Source organism: Mesorhizobium sp. LCM 4577, assembly GCF_001854795.2.
GTDB classification, from domain to species: Bacteria; Pseudomonadota; Alphaproteobacteria; order Rhizobiales; family Rhizobiaceae; genus Mesorhizobium; species Mesorhizobium plurifarium.
The window spans coordinates 172,545-190,337 of record NZ_MDDU01000046.1 but is presented as its reverse complement, the minus strand read 5'-3'; the positions used below and the strand labels follow the sequence as shown (position 1 = coordinate 190,337).

At 65.3% G+C, this 17,793-nt stretch carries 17 protein-coding genes and 1 riboswitch; of the genes, 9 read left to right on the top strand and 8 right to left on the bottom strand.

The window, feature by feature from the left end; genetic code table 11:
* Positions 1-28: 28 nt before the first annotated feature.
* From nuoF to LCM4577_RS28030, 7 genes are read right to left on the bottom strand one after another with little or no spacing between them, the layout of a single operon-like run.
* Positions 29-1,333 carry an NADH-quinone oxidoreductase subunit NuoF gene (nuoF, locus tag LCM4577_RS28060; RefSeq protein WP_041007653.1) on the bottom strand — a complete coding sequence of 435 codons (1,305 nt, stop codon included), beginning with the start codon at positions 1,331-1,333 and terminating at the stop codon, positions 29-31.
* A gap of 10 nt (positions 1,334-1,343) precedes the next feature.
* Positions 1,344-2,672 carry an NADH-quinone oxidoreductase subunit E gene (locus LCM4577_RS28055; protein ID WP_071074291.1) on the bottom strand — a complete coding sequence of 443 codons (1,329 nt, stop codon included), beginning with the start codon at positions 2,670-2,672 and terminating at the stop codon, positions 1,344-1,346.
* Positions 2,673-2,724: 52 nt separating this feature from the next.
* Positions 2,725-3,111, bottom strand: a complete 387-nt coding sequence (locus tag LCM4577_RS28050; RefSeq protein WP_131803533.1) for a hypothetical protein — start codon at positions 3,109-3,111, stop codon at positions 2,725-2,727.
* 20 nt (positions 3,112-3,131) lie between these two features.
* On the bottom strand, positions 3,132-4,322 hold the full coding sequence (locus tag LCM4577_RS28045) for an NADH-quinone oxidoreductase subunit D (protein WP_040999123.1): 1,191 nt from the start codon (positions 4,320-4,322) through the stop codon (positions 3,132-3,134).
* Positions 4,323-4,331: 9 nt separating this feature from the next.
* On the bottom strand, positions 4,332-4,937 hold the full coding sequence (locus tag LCM4577_RS28040; RefSeq protein ID WP_071074289.1) for an NADH-quinone oxidoreductase subunit C: 606 nt from the start codon (positions 4,935-4,937) through the stop codon (positions 4,332-4,334).
* Between the two features lie 4 nt (positions 4,938-4,941).
* Positions 4,942-5,523 (bottom strand): NADH-quinone oxidoreductase subunit B family protein, encoded by a 582-nt coding sequence (locus LCM4577_RS28035; protein ID WP_015317338.1) that lies wholly within the window; start codon positions 5,521-5,523, stop codon positions 4,942-4,944.
* Positions 5,514-5,879 carry an NADH-quinone oxidoreductase subunit A gene (locus tag LCM4577_RS28030; protein ID WP_040982049.1) on the bottom strand — a complete coding sequence of 122 codons (366 nt, stop codon included), beginning with the start codon at positions 5,877-5,879 and terminating at the stop codon, positions 5,514-5,516. The genes LCM4577_RS28035 and LCM4577_RS28030 overlap by 10 nt, the downstream gene beginning before the upstream one ends.
* A 335-nt stretch (positions 5,880-6,214) precedes the next feature.
* Here LCM4577_RS28030 and LCM4577_RS28025 point away from each other — a divergent pair, with 335 nt between their 5' ends.
* The 9 genes from LCM4577_RS28025 (at position 6,215) to LCM4577_RS27985 (ending at position 17,061) form a co-directional block, all read left to right on the top strand.
* The gene (locus LCM4577_RS28025) at positions 6,215-7,414 is read left to right on the top strand and encodes a winged helix-turn-helix domain-containing protein (RefSeq protein WP_071031581.1); all 1,200 of its coding nucleotides are present in this window, start codon (positions 6,215-6,217) and stop codon (positions 7,412-7,414) included.
* Positions 7,415-7,480: 66 nt separating this feature from the next.
* Complete coding sequence (locus LCM4577_RS28020) at positions 7,481-7,894, top strand: hypothetical protein (RefSeq protein ID WP_071074288.1); 414 nt, start codon at positions 7,481-7,483, stop codon at positions 7,892-7,894.
* A gap of 59 nt (positions 7,895-7,953) precedes the next feature.
* A riboswitch (cobalamin riboswitch) is annotated at positions 7,954-8,157 on the top strand.
* 39 nt (positions 8,158-8,196) lie between these two features.
* The gene (locus LCM4577_RS28015; protein ID WP_071031585.1) at positions 8,197-8,622 is read left to right on the top strand and encodes a DUF1636 family protein; all 426 of its coding nucleotides are present in this window, start codon (positions 8,197-8,199) and stop codon (positions 8,620-8,622) included.
* Positions 8,623-8,624: 2 nt separating this feature from the next.
* Positions 8,625-9,662 carry a cobalamin biosynthesis protein CobW gene (gene cobW / locus LCM4577_RS28010; protein ID WP_071031586.1) on the top strand — a complete coding sequence of 346 codons (1,038 nt, stop codon included), beginning with the start codon at positions 8,625-8,627 and terminating at the stop codon, positions 9,660-9,662.
* 16 nt (positions 9,663-9,678) lie between these two features.
* Positions 9,679-13,437 (top strand): cobaltochelatase subunit CobN, encoded by a 3,759-nt coding sequence (locus tag LCM4577_RS28005; RefSeq protein ID WP_071074287.1) that lies wholly within the window; start codon positions 9,679-9,681, stop codon positions 13,435-13,437.
* The gene (gene cobG, locus LCM4577_RS28000; protein WP_071074286.1) at positions 13,434-14,921 is read left to right on the top strand and encodes a precorrin-3B synthase; all 1,488 of its coding nucleotides are present in this window, start codon (positions 13,434-13,436) and stop codon (positions 14,919-14,921) included. The genes LCM4577_RS28005 and cobG overlap by 4 nt, the downstream gene beginning before the upstream one ends.
* Complete coding sequence (locus tag LCM4577_RS27995; protein ID WP_071074285.1) at positions 14,922-15,554, top strand: precorrin-8X methylmutase; 633 nt, start codon at positions 14,922-14,924, stop codon at positions 15,552-15,554. It abuts the gene before it with no gap.
* Positions 15,551-16,300, top strand: coding sequence for a precorrin-2 C(20)-methyltransferase (locus tag LCM4577_RS27990; RefSeq protein WP_071074284.1), 750 nt, complete (start codon positions 15,551-15,553; stop codon positions 16,298-16,300). The genes LCM4577_RS27995 and LCM4577_RS27990 overlap by 4 nt, the downstream gene beginning before the upstream one ends.
* Positions 16,297-17,061, top strand: a complete 765-nt coding sequence (locus LCM4577_RS27985; protein ID WP_071074283.1) for a precorrin-3B C(17)-methyltransferase — start codon at positions 16,297-16,299, stop codon at positions 17,059-17,061. Before LCM4577_RS27990 ends, LCM4577_RS27985 begins: the two co-directional genes overlap by 4 nt.
* Here LCM4577_RS27985 and LCM4577_RS27980 read toward each other — a convergent pair.
* Positions 17,025-17,792 carry a cobalt-precorrin-6A reductase gene (locus LCM4577_RS27980; protein ID WP_071031596.1) on the bottom strand — a complete coding sequence of 256 codons (768 nt, stop codon included), beginning with the start codon at positions 17,790-17,792 and terminating at the stop codon, positions 17,025-17,027. The two genes, LCM4577_RS27985 and LCM4577_RS27980, sit on opposite strands and share 37 nt — an antisense overlap.
* Position 17,793 lies beyond the last annotated feature (1 nt).

Below are 17,793 nucleotides of genomic sequence, written 5' to 3'. Positions count from 1 at the left end.
CTTGGGCTTTCGCCCATATTCCAAAATCCTATTCCGCCGCGACCATCACCGGCTCGACCCGGTGCGCGTTGCGCGAAAACTCGTCGATGCGGCGTTCCACCTCGCCGCGGAAATGCCGCATGAGGCCCTGGATCGGCCAGGCCGCCGCGTCGCCCAACGCGCAGATCGTGTGGCCCTCGACCTGCTTGGTGACGTCGAGCAGCATGTCGATCTCGCGCTTCTGCGCCTCGCCGCGCACCAATCGCTCCATCACCCGCCACATCCAGCCGGTGCCTTCGCGGCACGGAGTGCACTGGCCGCAGCTCTCATGCTTGTAGAAGTAGGACAGCCTGGCGATCGCCTTCACGACATCGGTCGACTTGTCCATGACGATGACGGCCGCCGTGCCGAGGCCGGATTTCAGGTCGCGCAGCGCGTCGAAATCCATCGGCGCGTCCATGATCTGCTCGGCCGGCACCAGCGGCACCGAAGCGCCGCCCGGAATGACCGCCAGAAGATTGTCCCAGCCGCCACGGATGCCGCCGCAATGCGTCTCGATCAGTTCGCGGAACGGAATCGACATCGCCTCTTCGAAGGTGCAAGGGTTGTTGACGTGRCCGGAGACGCAGAACAGCTTGGTGCCGGCATTGTTCGGACGGCCGAAGGACGAGAACCAGGCCGCTCCCCGACGCAGGATGGTTGGCGCCACCGCGATCGATTCGACGTTGTTGACGGTGGTCGGGCAGCCATAGAGGCCGACATTGGCCGGGAATGGCGGCTTCAGCCGCGGCTGGCCCTTCTTGCCCTCGAGGCTTTCGAGCAGCGCGGTCTCCTCGCCGCAGATATAGGCGCCGGCGCCGTGGTGCATGTAGACCTCGAAGTCGTAGCCGGACGTGTTGTTCTTGCCGATCAGCTTGGCCGCGTAGGCCTCATCGATAGCGCGCTGCAGCGCTTCGCGCTCGCGGATGAATTCGCCACGCACATAGATATAGGCAGCGACCGCGCCCATGGCGAAGCCGGCGACCAGCGCGCCCTCGACCAGCGTGTGCGGATCGTTGCGCAGGATATCGCGATCCTTGCAGGTGCCGGGCTCGGATTCGTCGGCGTTGATGACCAGATAGCTCGGCCGCCCGTCGCTCTGCTTGGGCATGAACGACCACTTCAGCCCGGTCGGGAAGCCGGCACCGCCGCGGCCGCGCAGGCCGGACGCCTTCATCTCGTTGACGATCCAGTCGCGGCCCTTGGCGATGAGGCCGGGCGTATCGTCCCAGATGCCGCGCGACTGCGCGCCGGCCAGCGACTTGTCGAACAGGCCGTAGATGTTGGTGAAGATGCGGTCTTTGTCCTGAAGCATTTTTCGTCCCTCAGACCGGCTTCTTGCCGAAGACGCGGATGTATTCGGCGACGCCGCCCTTGGCGAGCGCCTTGGCCTGCTTCACCCAGTCGTCGCGCTCGATGCGGCCGCGGAAATTGAGATAGCCGTCGACCCATTCGCGCTCGGCCTTCTTCCAGCCTGCGACCTGCGCGAAGGTGTAGATGCCCAGCGAGTGCAAAATGCCTTCGATCTTCGGGCCGACGCCGGAGATCAGCTTGAGATCGTCGACGGTTGCCGGCCGCTCGATGCCGGACGGACGGTTCTTGTCCTCCAGCGAAGGCTTCGCTGTCTTGGCGACCGGCTGCTTGGTTTCCGGCGCCTTGAAGGCGGTGGCCGGCTCGGCTTTCGTCTTCGGTCCGCTGCGCGGCTTGGAAACCGCCTCGACTTCAGGATCGGCCTGGTTGGCGTTGGCGGCCGAATGGCGCGGCGCCCTGACGCTGGCCGCCTTCTCGGTGGCCGGGGCGACCTTGACCGGCGACGGCGTCGTCAAGGCCGGGCTGGTCTCCGGCGCATCGGTCTTCGGCTTGCTGGACTTGGACGGCGCAACCGGACCCGAGGCCGGCGGTGCAGCGGGTGCCGGGGCTGCGGCAGGTGCCGCCTGCGAGACGACGGCCGCAGGAGCGGCAGCCGGCGCTGCGGCGGCGGCATCCTTGGCAGCCTTCGCGGCCGCCTTGGCTTCCTTGTCGCGCGTCGACTTCAGGATCGCCTTTTCATTTGTTAGCGTCTTCAAACCATCGGCCGGCTCGGAGCCGTGGCGGCCGTTCTGAGGCCCCGGCTTGACCTCCGCGCCCTTGCCGGCGTCGTAGAGATCGATGATCTCGGCCAGCCGCTCGGGCGTCAGGTCCTCGAACGTATCCTTGAAGATCATGACCATCGGCGCGTTGACGCAGGCGCCGAGGCATTCGACCTCCTCCCACGACAGCGTGCCCTTGTCGTTGGTGTGGAACTGGTCGTGATGGATCTTCGACCGGCACACATCCATCAGCGCTTCCGAGCCGCGCAGCATGCAGGGCGTAGTGCCGCAGACCTGGATATGGGCCCGCGTGCCGACCGGATTGAGCTGGTACTGCGTGTAGAAGGTCGCGACCTCGAGGCCGCGGATGCGCGGCATGCCGAGCATGTCCGAGATCGTCTCGATCGCCGCCTTGGTGACCCAGCCTTCCTGTTCCTGCGCCAGCATCAGCAAGGGGATGATGGCCRACTGCTCGCGCCCCTTCGGATATTTGGCGATCCACTGCTCAGCCGCCGCCGCGTTCTCCTTGTTGAAGGCGAACGAGGCTGGCTGGAGGCTGGCTTCTGCAAGACGGCGGACTGACATTAGGTTTGAACTCTGTTGTAGCAGTCGAAAGGGCGGGGGTCAGGAAACGGTGTCATTGCCGAGCCGCCGCCTCCTTGCAAACCTTCGACTGGTTGTCGAAGCACTGAAAGGTCGGCGAATTTGTCATGACGGCAGGAGAAACACCCGCTTGATGACCCAGCTTCTTGGCAAGTTTTTTGAACCCCTGCCGATTGAGCGCGGCTTCAGAAATCTCGGCTTTGGTAAATGTCACATCCTGCGGCGCCATAAAGCGATATTCGCAGGACGCATCCCCGAAATAGAACGCGTCGACAACAGCTTGGTCACTAGTCGCACTGTCGCGCATGTTCAAAGTGACGTAGTGCAGCTTGTAGTGCTTTTTTGCCAATTCCAAAGACGTTACCGACGCAGGGCAATCGGCTGCAAGGGCCGATTGACCGGCTATTGCAGTAAGCGACAAAGCTGCAATCACCTKCCGCATTACCGATCGACCTCACCAAACACGATGTCGAGGGAGCCAAGCACGGCGGTGACGTCGGCCAGCATGTGGCCGCGGCACAGGAAATCCATGGCTTGCAGATGCGCGAAGCCAGGCGCGCGCAGCTTGCAGCGATACGGCTTGTTGGTGCCGTCGGAGACCAGATAGACGCCGAATTCGCCTTTCGGCGCTTCGACGGCCGCGTAGACCTCGCCGGCCGGCACGCGATAGCCCTCGGTATAGAGCTTGAAGTGATGGATCAGCGCTTCCATCGAACGCTTCATCGCCGCGCGCTTCGGCGGCACCACCTTGCCGTCGAGGTTCGACACCGGGCCGGCGCTTTCCTTGCCGAGCAGAAGATCGACGCACTGGCGCATGATCCTGGCCGACTGGCGCATCTCTTCCATGCGCACAAGGTAACGGTCGTAGCAGTCACCGTTCTTGCCGACCGGGATGTCGAAGTCCATCTCCGAATAGCATTCATAGGGCTGCGCCTTGCGCAGGTCCCAGGCCGCGCCCGAGCCGCGCACCATCACGCCCGAAAACCCCCAGGCCCAGGCGTCGGCCAGCGACACCGTGCCGATATCGACATTGCGCTGCTTGAAGATGCGGTTGGGCGTGAGCAGGGCGTCGAGATCGTCGATCGACTTCAGGAACGGGTCGATCCACTTGCCGATATCCTCGACCAGCTTCTGCGGCAGGTCCTGGTGCACGCCGCCCGGCCGGAAATAGGCCGCATGCATGCGTGAGCCCGAGGCGCGCTCGTAGAACACCATCAGCTTTTCGCGCTCGACAAAGCCCCACAGCGGCGGGGTCAGCGCGCCGACATCCATCGCCTGCGTCGTCACATTCAGGATGTGCGACATGATGCGGCCCATCTCGGAATAGAGCACGCGGATCAGCTGGCCGCGCTTCGGCACCTCGATGCCGAGCAGCCGCTCGGCCGCGAGCGCGAAGGCATGCTCCTGGTTCATCGGCGCGCAATAGTCGAGCCGGTCGAGATAGGGCACGGCCTGCAGATAGGTCTTGGCCTCGATCAGCTTCTCGGTGCCGCGGTGGAGCAGACCGATATGCGGATCGACGCGGTCGACAACTTCGCCGTCCAGCTCGAGAACCAACCTCAAAACACCGTGCGCGGCAGGGTGTTGAGGCCCAAAGTTAATGTTGAAATTGCGGACGGAGGTTTCAGCCATCGCGGCGCCTCAATTCGTCTTGGCTTTTTCATCCCCGGRCAGGACGTAGTCCGTCCCTTCCCAAGGAGAAAGAAAATCGAAATTGCGGAATTCCTGCTTGAGCTCGACCGGCTCGTAGATCACGCGCTTGGCCTCGTCGTCGTAGCGCACCTCGACGAAGCCGGTCAGCGGGAAATCCTTGCGCAGCGGGTGCCCCTCGAAGCCGTAGTCGGTGAGAATGCGGCGCAGATCCGGATGGCCGCTAAACAGCACGCCGTAAAGGTCATACGTCTCGCGCTCATACCAGTCGGCGCCTGGATAGACGGCGGTCAGCGACGGCACCAACGTTTCCTCGTCGGCCTGGACCTTGAGGCGGATGCGCACATTCTGCTTCGGCGACAGAAGGTGATAGACGACATCGAACCGCCTGGCGCGCGACGGGTAGTCGGCGCCACAAATGTCGATGATCGAGATGAACTGGCAGCGCGGATCGTCGCGCAGGAAGGTCGCCACCTCGATCAGATTGCCCGGCTCGACGGAAATGGTCAGTTCGTCATAGGCAAGCACGGCTTCGCCGATGCGGCCGGAGAGCTTCTCGCCGAGATAGGTGGAGAGTTCGTTCAACGCCAGGGTCATCGGCTCACCGTTCGATCGTGCCGGTGCGGCGGATCTTCTTCTGCAGAAGGAGAATGCCGTAGAGCAGCGCTTCGGCGCTCGGCGGGCAGCCGGGCACATAGATGTCGACGGGCACGACGCGATCGCAGCCACGCACCACCGAATAAGAATAGTGGTAGTAGCCGCCGCCATTGGCGCAGGAGCCCATCGAGATGACGTAGCGCGGCTCCGGCATCTGGTCGTAGACCTTGCGCAGCGCCGGCGCCATCTTGTTGGTCAGCGTGCCGGCGACGATCATGATGTCTGACTGGCGCGGGGACGCGCGTGGCGCGACGCCGAAACGCTCCGAGTCGTAGCGGGGCATCGAGGTATGGATCATCTCGACCGCGCAGCAGGCGAGGCCGAAGGTCATGAACATCAGCGAGCCGCTGCGCGCCCAGGTGATGAGCGCTTCGGTCGAGGTGACAAGGAAACCCTTGTCGGCCAGCTCATTGTTGATTTCGAGGAAGAAGGGATCGTCTTCCCCCACCGGCCTGCCGGTGTTGGGGTCGATGATGCCCTTGGGCTTCGGCGCGACGAGGGTGCCTGAACTGTCGTTCAATCCCATTCCAGCGCTCCTTTTTTCCATTCATAGGCAAAGCCGATGGTCAGCACCGCTAGAAACACCATCATCGACCAGAAGCCGAGCATGCCGAGCTTCGAGAAGGACACGGCCCACGGGAACAGGAAGGCGACCTCGAGATCGAAGATGATGAACAGGATCGACACCAGGTAGAAACGGATGTCGAACTTCATGCGGGCGTCGTCGAACGAATTGAACCCGCATTCATAGGCGGAAAGCTTTTCCGGGTCGGGATTGCGGTAGGCCACCAGGAAAGGAGCGACGATCAGCGCCAGACCGACGATCATCGCCACGGCGATGAACAGGACGATAGGCAGGTAAGAACTCAGGAGTGCGCTCATGCGGCGGCTTTCCTTCGGCGGGGCAGTTCACTTTGATTACAGCAACGAACTCTAATGCGGAAGCGTGACAGTTTAACCGCTGAACCGTTTTAAGAGGGCCCATGCTGCAACGCGGCGAGGGTTAGCGCAGCGGTTTCGGTGACGCAAGTCAAACCTTGTTCAAATCGCGGCCCTGGACGCCTTATCGGAAGAAACTGGTCCGATCCGCTCCTGTTTGATTTCCTTCACTTTTTACTCCACTTTTCTCTCCTGACATATCTCCCGCCATTTGCCTGCTAGCATGGCCGGAATCACCGGCTAAAAATCCGACGGACGATCGGGGCAAGGACACCTTGATGAAGGAGAAAATCTCGCTCGCCATGGCCAGGCGCATCGCGCTCGGCGCGCAGGGGTTCAACGACCCCAGGCCCAATAGTGTTCCGGACCGACGCCATCTTGCCCGCGTGCTTTCGCGGACCGGCCTGCTGCAGATCGATTCCGTCAGTGCGGTGGTGCGCGCACATTATATGCCGCTCTATTCACGCCTTGGCCCCTACCCGCTGGCGCTGCTCGACAATGCGGCGGTCACCCGCAAGCGTGCGGTCTTTGAATATTGGGCGCACGAGGCCTCGTTCCTGCCTGTCGAGACCTATCCCTTGATGCGCTGGCGCATGCAGCGCGCCGAGCAGGGCGACGAGATGTATCTCGGCCTGGCGAAATGGGGCCGTGAACGCAAGGACATGATTGATGAGATCTATAGAGAGGTCGCCGATCGCGGTCCGATCGCCGCCTCAGATATCGAAGGCCATAAGGGCAATGGCGGCTGGTGGGGCTGGAGCGAGGCCAAGCACGCTTTCGAATGGCTGTTCTGGGCCGGTCGCATCACCACCGCCTACCGGCGCGGCTTCGAACGCTACTACGACCTGCCCGAGCGCGTTTTGCCGCAGGCCGTGCTCGACCTGCCCGTGCCCTCGGTCGAGGACGCGCATCGCGAATTGCTGCGCATCTCGGCACGCGCCCACGGCATCGCCACCTATGGCGACCTGCGCGACTATTTCCGGCTGGCGCCCGGCGACACCAAGGACCGCATCGAGGAACTGGTCGAAGCCGGCGATTTGCTGCCGGTGAAGGTCGAAGGCTGGGACAAGCCCGCTTATCTCCACAAGGACGCGCGAATCCCGCGCCGGATCGAGGCGCGTGCCCTGCTTGCCCCGTTCGATCCCGTGGTTTTCGAACGCACGCGCACCGAAAAGCTCTTCAATTTCCGCTATCGCATCGAGATCTACACGCCGGCCGAAAAGCGCCAATACGGCTACTACGTGCTGCCCTTCCTGCTCGGCGACCGCATCGTTGCCCGCGTCGATCTGCGCGCCGACCGCCCGGCCAGCGTGCTGCGCGTCCATGCCGCTTATGCCGAAGCCGGTGCTCCCGCTGAAACCGCCGCACAGCTCTTCGACGAACTGAAGCAAATGCAGGCATGGCTCGGCCTGCAGGCGATCGAAGTGACGCCGGCCGGCGACCTCGGACCGGCGCTGATCGACATGGCGATGCCATAGCAGCGCGTTGACAAACAAAAAGAACAAAAATAGAACAAAGCTTGCTATGAACCGAGCTTTGGTTTGATGACCCTCAATGGTTTCAAGTGTCTGGTAGTAGCAGCTCTAATGCTGTCTTCTACGCTCGATGCAAACGCTGCGTCCCAGTCGAAATGGGTAGAAGTCACCAAACCCGTAATCTACTGCGGCGGCGTAGACGCCGACGCGGCGGCGTTTTTGCTGCTGCGCTGGCTGAGTTCCGAACACGGAGAGATCGACGACGACATCAAGCAGTCCTGTGGCCTGCTGACGGTTGGCGATCAATATCTGCTCGACGATCAGCAACCAGAATCGGATAGGAGCCGGGTTATCTTGATGTGGAGCCCGATCTGCCCGAGAGGTTGTTCGCCAACCATGCTTCCGGCAGCCGCTGCGCCCCGTCGCCTCGTGGGAACATATCTTAAACCGATAAAGCCGCCGAAGGGCTGGGAGGGCTGGTAATGGCRCTGGCCCACACGACCGTGTCGTAGCCACGCGTTGACAGGCGCCTGGCCGTAAGCCTAAATCCTGACCCAGACGGTCTTCTCCCGGCAAAGGGAGGAGCCAAGAGGGAATGCGGTGCGGGCCAAAACCCAAATCCGCGGCTGTCCCCGCAACTGTAAGCGACGAGCCCCGGCCGAAAACCACTGGGATGTTCCCGGGAAGGCGGCATCTGAGGCGACGACCCGCGAGCCAGGAGACCTGCCGTCTGAGACTAAAAGTATCCGAATGCCCGGCGGGTTTTCCGGGCAAGGAGCCTGGTTTTGGATCGCAACGGCAGTTTCCCGGCAAACAGTGCGGACATTTCGTCCGAGCCCGATGCGCTGGCCGGCGTGACCGTCATCGTCTGCTCGTCCTGCCGCGACGAAACCGGATCCGACGCACATCCCCGCGCCGGCGCGCTGCTGGCCGAAGACACGCGCCGCGCCGCCTCGAGCGACAATATCCGCATTCGCACCGTCGAATGCCTCGGCAATTGCAAGCGCCGATTGAGCGCCGCGCTGCTGCGCGACGGCTGCTGGAGCTACGTCTTCGGCGATCTGGACACGACCAGCGGCGCCGACCTCGTTGCCGGCGCAAAGCTCTTCGCCACCTCGACCGATGGCCTGATCCCCTGGCGGGGCCGGCCCGATTCCCTCAAGCGCGGCCTGGTTGCCCGCATCCCTCCCCTCGACATGCTGAAGGACTGACCATGACCGCTTCCTTATCCCGCGTGCCCTGCACCGTCGTCACCGGCTTCCTCGGCGCCGGCAAGACGACGCTGATCCGCAACCTGCTCGAAAACGCCAAGGGCAAGCGGCTGGCGATCATCGTCAACGAGTTCGGCGATGTCGGCATCGACGGCGAGATCCTGAAGGGCTGCGGCGTCGACACCTGTCCGGAAGAAAACATCGTCGAGCTCGCCAATGGCTGCATCTGCTGCACCGTCGCCGACGACTTCGTGCCGGCGCTCGACCAGATCCTGTCCCGCACGCCGAAGGTCGACCACATCCTGATCGAGACCTCGGGCCTCGCTCTGCCGAAGCCGCTGGTCCAGGCGTTCCAATGGCCGACGGTGAAGAGCCGCGTCACGGTCGACGGCGTCGTCGCCGTGGTCGACGGCCCGGCGCTGGCCGACGGCCGCGTCGCATCCGACATGGACGCCTTGCAGGCGCAGCGCGCGGCGGACGACTCGCTCGACCATGACGATCCAGTCGAAGAGGTGTTCGAGGACCAGATCGCCTGCGCCGACCTGATCATCCTGTCGAAGAGCGACCTGATGGACGCCGCCGGCTCGCAGCGCGCCAACGCCGTTATCGGCGAGCACGTGGCGCGCGCCGTCAAGGTCGTCCCGACCACTCACGGTAAAGTCGACCCGTCGGTGCTGCTCGGCCTCGGCCTCGCCGTCGAGGACGACATCGAGAACCGCAAGACCCATCACGACGACGAGCTCGACCACGAGCATGACGATTTCGATTCCTTCGTCATCGACATCCCGTCGATCGCCAATCCGGACGAACTGGCAAAGCGCGTCGCCCTTGCCGCCGAACAGGAGAACGTGTTGCGCGTCAAAGGCTTCGTCGAAGTCGGCGGCAAGCCGATGCGCCTCCTGCTGCAGGCCGTCGGCCCACGTGTCAACCACTATTACGACCGCGCCTGGACAGCCGAGGACGACCGCCGCTCGCGGCTCGTCGTCATCGGCCTCAAGGGGCTGAACCGCCCGGCGATCGAGCGTATCCTCGCCGGCTGAGGCAAATCGGACAGCGATGCATATCCTCGCCACCACATCCGCTTCGCTCGACGATCTTGCCGAGCCGATCGACCTCAGGCAGACGCCTGCGGATGTCGTGGCCCTGTCCTTCACCGACAGCGATCTCGCCGGCCTGGCCGCCGCCTGGAAGGCCGATGCGGCGCGGCTGCCCTCGATGCGGCTTGCGGCGCTGCGCGACCTTCGCCACCCGATGTCGGTCGATCTCTGGATCGACAGCGTCGCCCGCCACGCCAGGGTCATCCTCGTCCGCATCCTCGGTGGCTATGAGTGGTGGCGCTACGGTTGCGACCAACTGGCGGCAGTGGCGAGCGAGCGCGGCATCAAGCTGGCGCTGCTGCCCGGTGAAAGCCATGACGAGGACCAGCGCCTGATCGAAGCCTCGACCCTGCCGCGCGAGGAGTTGGACGCCTTGCTCGGCTATTTCCGAGAGGGCGGTCCGGCGAACATGGCGGCGCTGGTGCGGAGATTGGCGAGGCTGGCGGGGGCTGAAGCGGCGGTTGCCGAGCTGGTGAGCGTACCGAAGGCGGGGTTTTATGAGCCGGGAGTTGGTGTCGTTGAGAAGCCGGACCTTTCAGAGGTCGGCGATCCTTCGCCCCCCTCTCTGTCCTGCCGGACATCTCCCCCTCAAGGGGGGAGATCAGCCGTCATCAACCCTGGCGCGTTTTCTTCAAGGGCGTCAAAAGAACCATCTGCAACGTCTGCGATTGGCGAAACCGTCGACGACAAAGCAATCTCCCGCCTTGAGGGGGAGATGTCCGGCAGGACAGAGAGGGGGGCGACGGAACTCGACGCCAACAAGTTCGGCGTCATCCCCATCCTCTTCTACCGCTCGATGCTATTGGCGGCAGACGTAGCGCCCATCGACGCTCTCGCGGAAGCGTTGGAGCAGCAAGGCCTGGCGCCCGTGCCGATCTTCGTCTCCAGCCTCAAAGACCCGACATCCCTCGCCTTCGTCGAGAACGCCATCGCCTCGCTAAGTCCCGCCGCCATCGTCACTGCCACCGCCTTTGCCTCCGGCGCGGAACCCGGCGCCGAAACCCTGTTCGACCGCGCCGGCGTGCCGGTCTTCCAGGTCATCGTCGCCACGACGAGGCGCGAGGTCTGGGAAAAGAACCAGCGCGGCCTGGCGCCCGCCGATCTCGCCATGCATGTGGTCCTGCCCGAGCTCGACGGCCGTATCCTCGCCGGCGCAATCTCCTTCAAGGGCGAGGTCGATACCGATCCGGCGCTGGCCTTCCGCGCTTTCGCCAACCGGCCGGAAGCCGACCGCGTGTCGCAGGTGGCCAAGCGCATCGCAGCGTTTATTCGCCTGCAGCGGGYGGAACGGACAAAGCGCAAGCTCGCCATCCTGATCCCGGATTACCCGAGCGCGCCGGGACGGACCGGCTATGCCGTTGGGCTTGATGTGCCCTCCAGTGTGCTTGCGATGCTGCAGGACCTGAAGGAACAGGGTTATGCGGTTGAAGGGATTCCGCAATCGCCGCGGGATTTGCTGGATGCGTTGGAGGTGAGTGGGGAAAGCCTTACTTTGGGTGACTACCTGGCTTATTCGGCCGAACTGCCTGCAGTTGCACGCGATACGCTTGAGGCAGCGTGGGGAAAGGCTGAACGGATAGGTCTGCGCGAGGCCCCCCTCTCTGTCCTGCCGGACATCTCCCCCTCAGGGGGGGAGATTATTCCTTCACCTCGGCTTTCGCCAATTTCCGGCCTGGCAAGGGGAGAGCCGGCGGCGGAACTGCCAATCTCCCCCCTTGAGGGGGAGATGTCCGGCAGGACAGAGGGGGGGGCGACAGAACGCGAACTCTTGCAAGCTACCCCCCAGAACCGCTTCCCCTTCCGCGCCGCCACCTTCGGCAACGTCACCGTCGCGCTGGCCCCCGACCGTGGCCGCTCCGCCGATCGCCGCGCGGATTACCACGACCCGACGCTCCCCCCGCGCCACGAACTCATCGCTTTCGGCCTCTGGCTGCAAAAATCGCTCGGCGTCCACRCCATCGTCCATGTCGGCGCGCATGGCACGCTGGAATGGCTGCCGGGCAAGACCGTCGCGCTCTCCGACGCCTGTTTCCCCGAGATCGTCACAGGCTCGCTGCCGGTCATTTATCCCTTCATTGTCTCCAATCCGGGCGAAGCGGCGCAGGCCAAGCGCCGCATTGCGGCCGTCACGCTCGGCCATCTGCCGCCGCCGCTGACCGGCGCGGGCCTCGACGAGGCGCAGCAGAAGCTCGAGCGATTGGTCGATGAATATGCGCAGGCCGACGGGCTCGACCGTCGCCGCCGCGATCGCCTGGCAAAGCTGATCGTCGAGACGGCGCGCAAGACCGGGCTTGCCTCGGAAGCTGGCGTCGCCAAGACCGACCAACCCGACGAAGCGCTGCGCCGCATCGACGCCTGGCTCTGCGACCTCAAGGATTTCGCCGTCAAGGACGGGCTGCACGTCTATGGCCGCGCGCCGGAGGATGAAGCCGATCCGCTGCGCCTGCAAAGCGCGGCGGCCGAGAAACGCAACCTGCTCGCCGCGCTCGACGGCCGCCACATCAAAGCCGGCCCCGCCGGCGCGCCGGCGCGTGGCCGCTCCGATGTCCTGCCCACCGGCCGCAACCTCTTCACGTCCGATCCCCGAACCATGCCGACGCCGACCGCCTATGATCTCGGCCAGGCGGCGGCGGAGGAAGTGGTGCGCAGCTACATGCAGAGCCATGGCGACTGGCCGCGCTCGCTGGTCATCGACCTCTGGGGCTCGGCCTCGTTGCGCACCGGCGGCGAGGAGATCGCGCAAGGCCTGGCGCTGATGGGCTGCCGGCCGCAATGGGATGCCGCCACCGGTCGCGTCACCGGCATCGAGGTCTTGTCGCCGGCCACGCTCGGCCGCCCGCGCGTCGACGTCACCTGGCGTATCTCCGGCCTGTTCCGCGACATGTTCCCGACCCAGATCGCGCTGATCGATGCAGCCGCCAACGCCGTCGCCGGCCGCGACGAAGACGATTCGGAAAACCCGCTTGCCGCAGCCACCCGTGCCCAAGGCAAGATCGAGCCGCGCATTTTCGGCACATCGCCCGGCACCTATGGCGCCGGCGTCGAGGACCTGCTGTCGCGCGGCGAATGGGTCTTGCGCGAAGAGATCGGCCGCGCCTATCTCGACGCCACCTCGCATGCCTATGGCGGCGCCGATGGCGAGGCGATTTCAGCGCCCGGCGCTTTCGAGGGACGGATCGCCGAAGCCGACCTTCTCGTCCATACCGGCGACGACCCGGGCCGCGACATCCTCGAAGGTTCGGCCGATGTCGCCTTCATTGGCGGCTTTTCGGCGGCTCTTGCCGCGCTTGGCCGCAACGCCGACGTCATCGTGCTGGACACGACCGATCCGAAGAAGCCGAAGCCGCGCTCGGTCGGCGAAGCGGTGTCGCGCGTGGTCCGCGCCCGCGCCGTCAACCCGCGCTTCATCGCCGGCCAGATGCGCCACGGGCCGCGCGGCGCCTCGGAATTCGCCGAAACGGTCGACCGGCTGGTCGGCTTCGCCGAGACCACCCATGCCATATCAGGCGCGCTGATCGAGGCGGTGCATGACGCCTATGTCGGTGATCCGGACGTCCGCGCCTTTCTGCTGCGCGAGAACCCTGCCGCCGCCAAGGTCATCGCCGAGCGCTTCCTCGCCGCGCGGCGGCGCGGCCTCTGGCATCCGCTCAGGAATTCCATCGACGACGATCTCGCGGCTTTGATCGCCGAGGCCCGGGCGAGCGGGGTGGCGGCATGAACGCCTTCTCGCGACGCGGCGCCTGCCCTGCGTTGAGCGCGCCGATGCAGACCGGCGACGGGCTTTTGGTGCGGCTCAATCCGGTCGCTGGAGGACTTGCTCCCAACTTGCTGATCCGACTCGGCGAATCCGCATTGCGCCACGGCAATGGCATCATGGAAGTAACCGCGCGCGGCAGCCTGCAGATCCGGGGGCTGACAGCGGAAAGCGCCCGGCTGCTGGCGGCGGAGGTGGATGTGCTGGGCATCGAGGTGCGGAGCGGCGTGCCGGTCGAGACGGGGCCGCTTGCGGGGATCGACCCTGAGGAGATTGCCGATCCGAGACCGTTGGCCGAGCGGATCAGGCTGGCGATCGAAGAGGCCGGGCTGACGGCACGGCTAGGGYCGAAGGTGTCGGTGGTTGTCGATGGCAGCGGGCAATTGAACATGGACGCGCTTACGGCTGACGTGAGGCTGAGAGCGGTGCGGGCCGGCACCGGTGCCGTTTGGGCCGTGTCGTTCAGCGGGGATGGTCGAAGCGTAAAGGCGCTCGCGACGGCCGATGCGGAGACTGCGCGCGACATCGCTGTGGCGGCGTTGAGGATGGTCGCTGAAAAAGGCCGCGAGGCCCACACCCGCGATTTGTCGGAGCGGCAGCTGGCGTCTCTCGCTGGCTGGCATTCCTTCGCGCCCCCCTCTGTCCTGCCGGACATCTCCCCCACAAGGGGGGAGATTAGCAGCTTGCGCGGCGGCTCCCTCTCTGCAGCGAACTCTCATCTTTCCAGGTCGGCGATTGGCGAAACCGGCGGCGACGGCTCGATCTCCCCCCTCGTGGGGGAGATGTCCGGCAGGACAGAGGGGGGCGCCGTAGAGCGCCATCGATCCTCTATTGGCATCTTCGACCTCAGCACCGGTCACGCCCTCGGCATTGGCCTGCCCTATGGCAGCATGCCAGCCCAACCCCTCATCGACCTCGCCACACAAGCCTCAACCCTCGGCGCCACCGAAATTCGCCTCGCCCCCGGCCGCGCCTTGCTGTTCCTCAGCCTCTCCGCCCCCTCCTTGCTCCAGTCCTCCGCCGCCGCCCTCGGCTTTGTCACGTCCCCCACCGACCCCCGCACGCGCATCGCCGCCTRCCCGGGCACGCCGGCCTGCGCCTCGGGCCGCATCGCCACCCGCKCCATCGCCGAGGCGATCGCAAAACAAAGCGCCGACCTCCTCGACGCCTCCCTGACCCTGCACATTTCCGGCTGCGCCAAGGGCTGCGCGCATCCCGGCGCAGCGACGCTCACTTTGGTCGGCGACGAAAACGGAGCCGGACTTGTCGTGGACGGGACGGCAAAGGCCCTTCCTGCCGGATACAGGCCGGGCTATGACGCCGCGCGCGGGGTCGCCGGCATTGCGGCGGCGATCGACGACGCAAGACATCAAGGCGAAACCGCCGCCGCTTGCCTCGCAAGGCTTGGCGCGGCCGGCATCGCCGAACTCTATCGACGGAACCAGTAAATGGCCGCCTACGACTACATCCATGACGGGATGGCGATCTATGAGCGCTCTTTCGCCATCATCCGCGCCGAGGCGGACCTGTCGCGCTTCTCAGAGGCGGAAGCCGATGTCGCGATCCGCATGATCCATGCCTGCGGCCAGGTCGAAGCCGCCAGGAATTTCGTTTTTTCCAACAGTTTCGTCGATGCGGCCMGCGCGGCCCTTGCCGCCGGCGCGCCGATCCTCTGCGATGCCGAGATGGTGGCGCACGGCGTCACCCGCGCGCGCCTGCCCGCCGGCAACGAGGTGATCTGCACGCTGCGCGACCCGCGCACGCACGACATAGCGAAGGCGATCGGCAACACCCGCTCGGCGGCCGCGATCGACCTATGGGGCGAGCGTATGGCAGGCTCGGTCGTCGCCATCGGCAACGCGCCGACCGCGCTCTTCTACCTGCTCGAAAAGCTGCGTGACGGCGCGCCCAAGCCTGCCGCGATCATCGGCATGCCGGTCGGCTTCGTCGGTGCTGCCGAATCCAAGGACGCGCTGGCCGAGAATTCCTATGGCGTGCCCTACGCCATCGTGCGCGGCAGGCTGGGCGGCAGCGCCATGACCGCCGCCGCGCTTAATTCATTGGCGAGGCCCGGCCTGTGAACGCTCTTTTGAAAGGCCGTCTGGTTGGCGTCGGCACTGGTCCCGGCGACCCCGAGCTTTTGACGTTGAAGGCGGCGCGGGCCCTGGCCGAGGCCGACGTCGTCGCCTATTTCGCCAAGCGCGGCAACAACAGCAACGCGCGCGCCATCGTCGAGGCGCGCTTCCGGCCGGAGATGGTCGAGCTGCCGCTGCTCTATCCGGTGACGACCGAGATCGACAAGGATCACGACGACTACCGCGCGCAGATCACCGATTTCTACGAGCAGTCGGCCGAGCAGGTCGCCGAGCATCTCGGCGCCGGCAGGATGGTGGCGGTGCTGTCGGAGGGCGATCCGCTTTTCTACGGCTCCTACATGCACCTGCATGTGCGCCTCGCGCACCGCTTCCCGACCGAGGTCATCCCCGGCATCACCGCCATGTCCGGCTGCTGGTCGCAGACCGGCGTGCCGATCGTCCAGGGCGACGATGTGCTGACAGTGTTGCCGGGCACGATGAGCGAGTTCGAGCTGACCCGTCGGCTGGCCGACACCGATGCAGCGGTGATCATGAAGGTCGGCCGCAACCTGCCGAAGATCAGGCGCGCGCTCGAAGCCACCGGCAAGCTGGCCAAGGCCGTCTATGTCGAGCGCGGCACCATGCCGGGCAGCGTCTCCATGCGGCTCGCCGACAAGCCGGACGACAAGGCGCCCTATTTCGCCATCGTGCTGGTCGCCGGCTGGTCGGCGCGCCCTGGAGCCAAGCCATGAGCGGCCGCCTTACCGTCATTGGTCTCGGACCCGGCAACGCCGACCAGGTTACGCCGCAGGCTGCCAATGCCGTCGCCGAGGCTTCCTTCTTCTACGGTTACAAACCCTATCTCGACCGCCTCGAATTGCGGTCCGACCAGACCCGCATCGCTTCCGACAATCGCGAGGAGCTTGCGCGCTCCAACGAAGCGTTGGCCAAAGCGGCCGAGGGCCACAGCGTCGCGGTCGTTTCCGGCGGCGATCCCGGCGTCTTCGCCATGGCCGCGGCCGTTTGCGAGGCGATCGAAGCCGGTCCCGCCGAATGGCGTGCCATCGACCTTTCGGTCGTCCCGGGCGTCACCGCCATGCTTGCCGTCGCCGCCCGCATCGGCGCGCCGCTCGGGCACGATTTCTGCGCCATCTCGCTGTCCGACAACCTGAAGCCGTGGGAGCTGATCGAGCTGCGCCTGCTGGCGGCGGCCGGAGCCGGCTTCGTCATCGCGCTCTACAACCCGATCAGCAAGGCCCGCCCCTGGCAGCTTGGCCGCGCCTTCGAATGCCTGAAGGCGATCCTGCCCGGCACAACGCCGGTGATCTTCGGCCGCGCCGCCGGCCGTCCCGACGAGCGCATCGAGGTTTTCCTGCTGGCGGACGCCGATGCGGCAAAAGCCGACATGTCGACCTGCATCATCATCGGCTCGCCCGAGACCCGTATCATCAAGCGCGACGAAAGACCCGCGCTCGTCTACACGCCGCGTTCGGCAACGGGGTCGAACAGATGATCGAGCTTTGCCGCCAGCGCATCGACGGTCTCGGCCGAAGGAACGTCCGGCAAAGGTGGCCGGCGGATCATGACCACGTCGATGCCGAGCGCCCGCGCAGCGGCGATCTTGCCATAGGTCGCCTCGCCGCCGCTGTTCTTGGAAACGATCGCGTCGATGCCGTATTTTTCGAGCAGCGCCCGCTCGTCGGCTTCCGGAAACGGTCCGCGCGCCAACAAGTAGAGCGCATCGGGCACCGCGAGCTTCGGCTCGACCGGATCGACGCTACGGATCAGGTAACGGTGCTGCGGCGCAGCCTCGAAGGCGCCGGCCTCCTGCCGGCCAATCGCAAGGAAAACGCGGCGCGGCGCCGTACCGAGCGCACTTGCCGCCTCGGCGGCACTGTCGACGAGCGTCCAGCGATCGCCCGCGACGGGCTCCCAGCCGGGACGGCGCAGCGCCAGGAGCGGCACGCCGGATTTCGTTGCTGCTTCGGCGGCATTGGCCGAGATGCGCGCGGCATATGGATGCGTGGCGTCGATCAGCAGATCGATACGTTCCTCGTGAAGATAGCCCGCCAGCCCGCCGGCGCCGCCAAAGCCGCCGACACGCACCGGCACGCCCTGCGCGACAGGGCTTTCGGTGCGGCCGGCCAGCGACAGCGTGACCGAGAAATCCGCGCGACGAGCCAGCTTCGCAGCCAGTTGCCGGGCTTCCGTCGTTCCGCCGAGGATCAGAATGCGGTGGGTCATC

What these genes read in the sequence shown, in the direction of transcription:
- LCM4577_RS28045 (WP_040999123.1), bottom strand. Translation starts at nt 4,322, where the DNA reads ATGGCTGAAACCTCCGTCCGCAATTTCAACATTAACTTTGGGCCTCAA.
- LCM4577_RS28035 (WP_015317338.1), bottom strand. Translation starts at nt 5,523, where the DNA reads ATGGGATTGAACGACAGTTCAGGCACCCTCGTCGCGCCGAAGCCCAAG.
- LCM4577_RS28030 (WP_040982049.1), bottom strand. Translation starts at nt 5,879, where the DNA reads ATGAGCGCACTCCTGAGTTCTTACCTGCCTATCGTCCTGTTCATCGCC.
- LCM4577_RS28025 (WP_071031581.1), top strand. Translation starts at nt 6,215, where the DNA reads ATGAAGGAGAAAATCTCGCTCGCCATGGCCAGGCGCATCGCGCTCGGC.
- LCM4577_RS28020 (WP_071074288.1), top strand. Translation starts at nt 7,481, where the DNA reads ATGACCCTCAATGGTTTCAAGTGTCTGGTAGTAGCAGCTCTAATGCTG.
- cobW (WP_071031586.1), top strand. Translation starts at nt 8,625, where the DNA reads ATGACCGCTTCCTTATCCCGCGTGCCCTGCACCGTCGTCACCGGCTTC.
- LCM4577_RS27985 (WP_071074283.1), top strand. Translation starts at nt 16,297, where the DNA reads ATGAGCGGCCGCCTTACCGTCATTGGTCTCGGACCCGGCAACGCCGAC.
- LCM4577_RS27980 (WP_071031596.1), bottom strand. Translation starts at nt 17,792, where the DNA reads ATGACCCACCGCATTCTGATCCTCGGCGGAACGACGGAAGCCCGGCAA.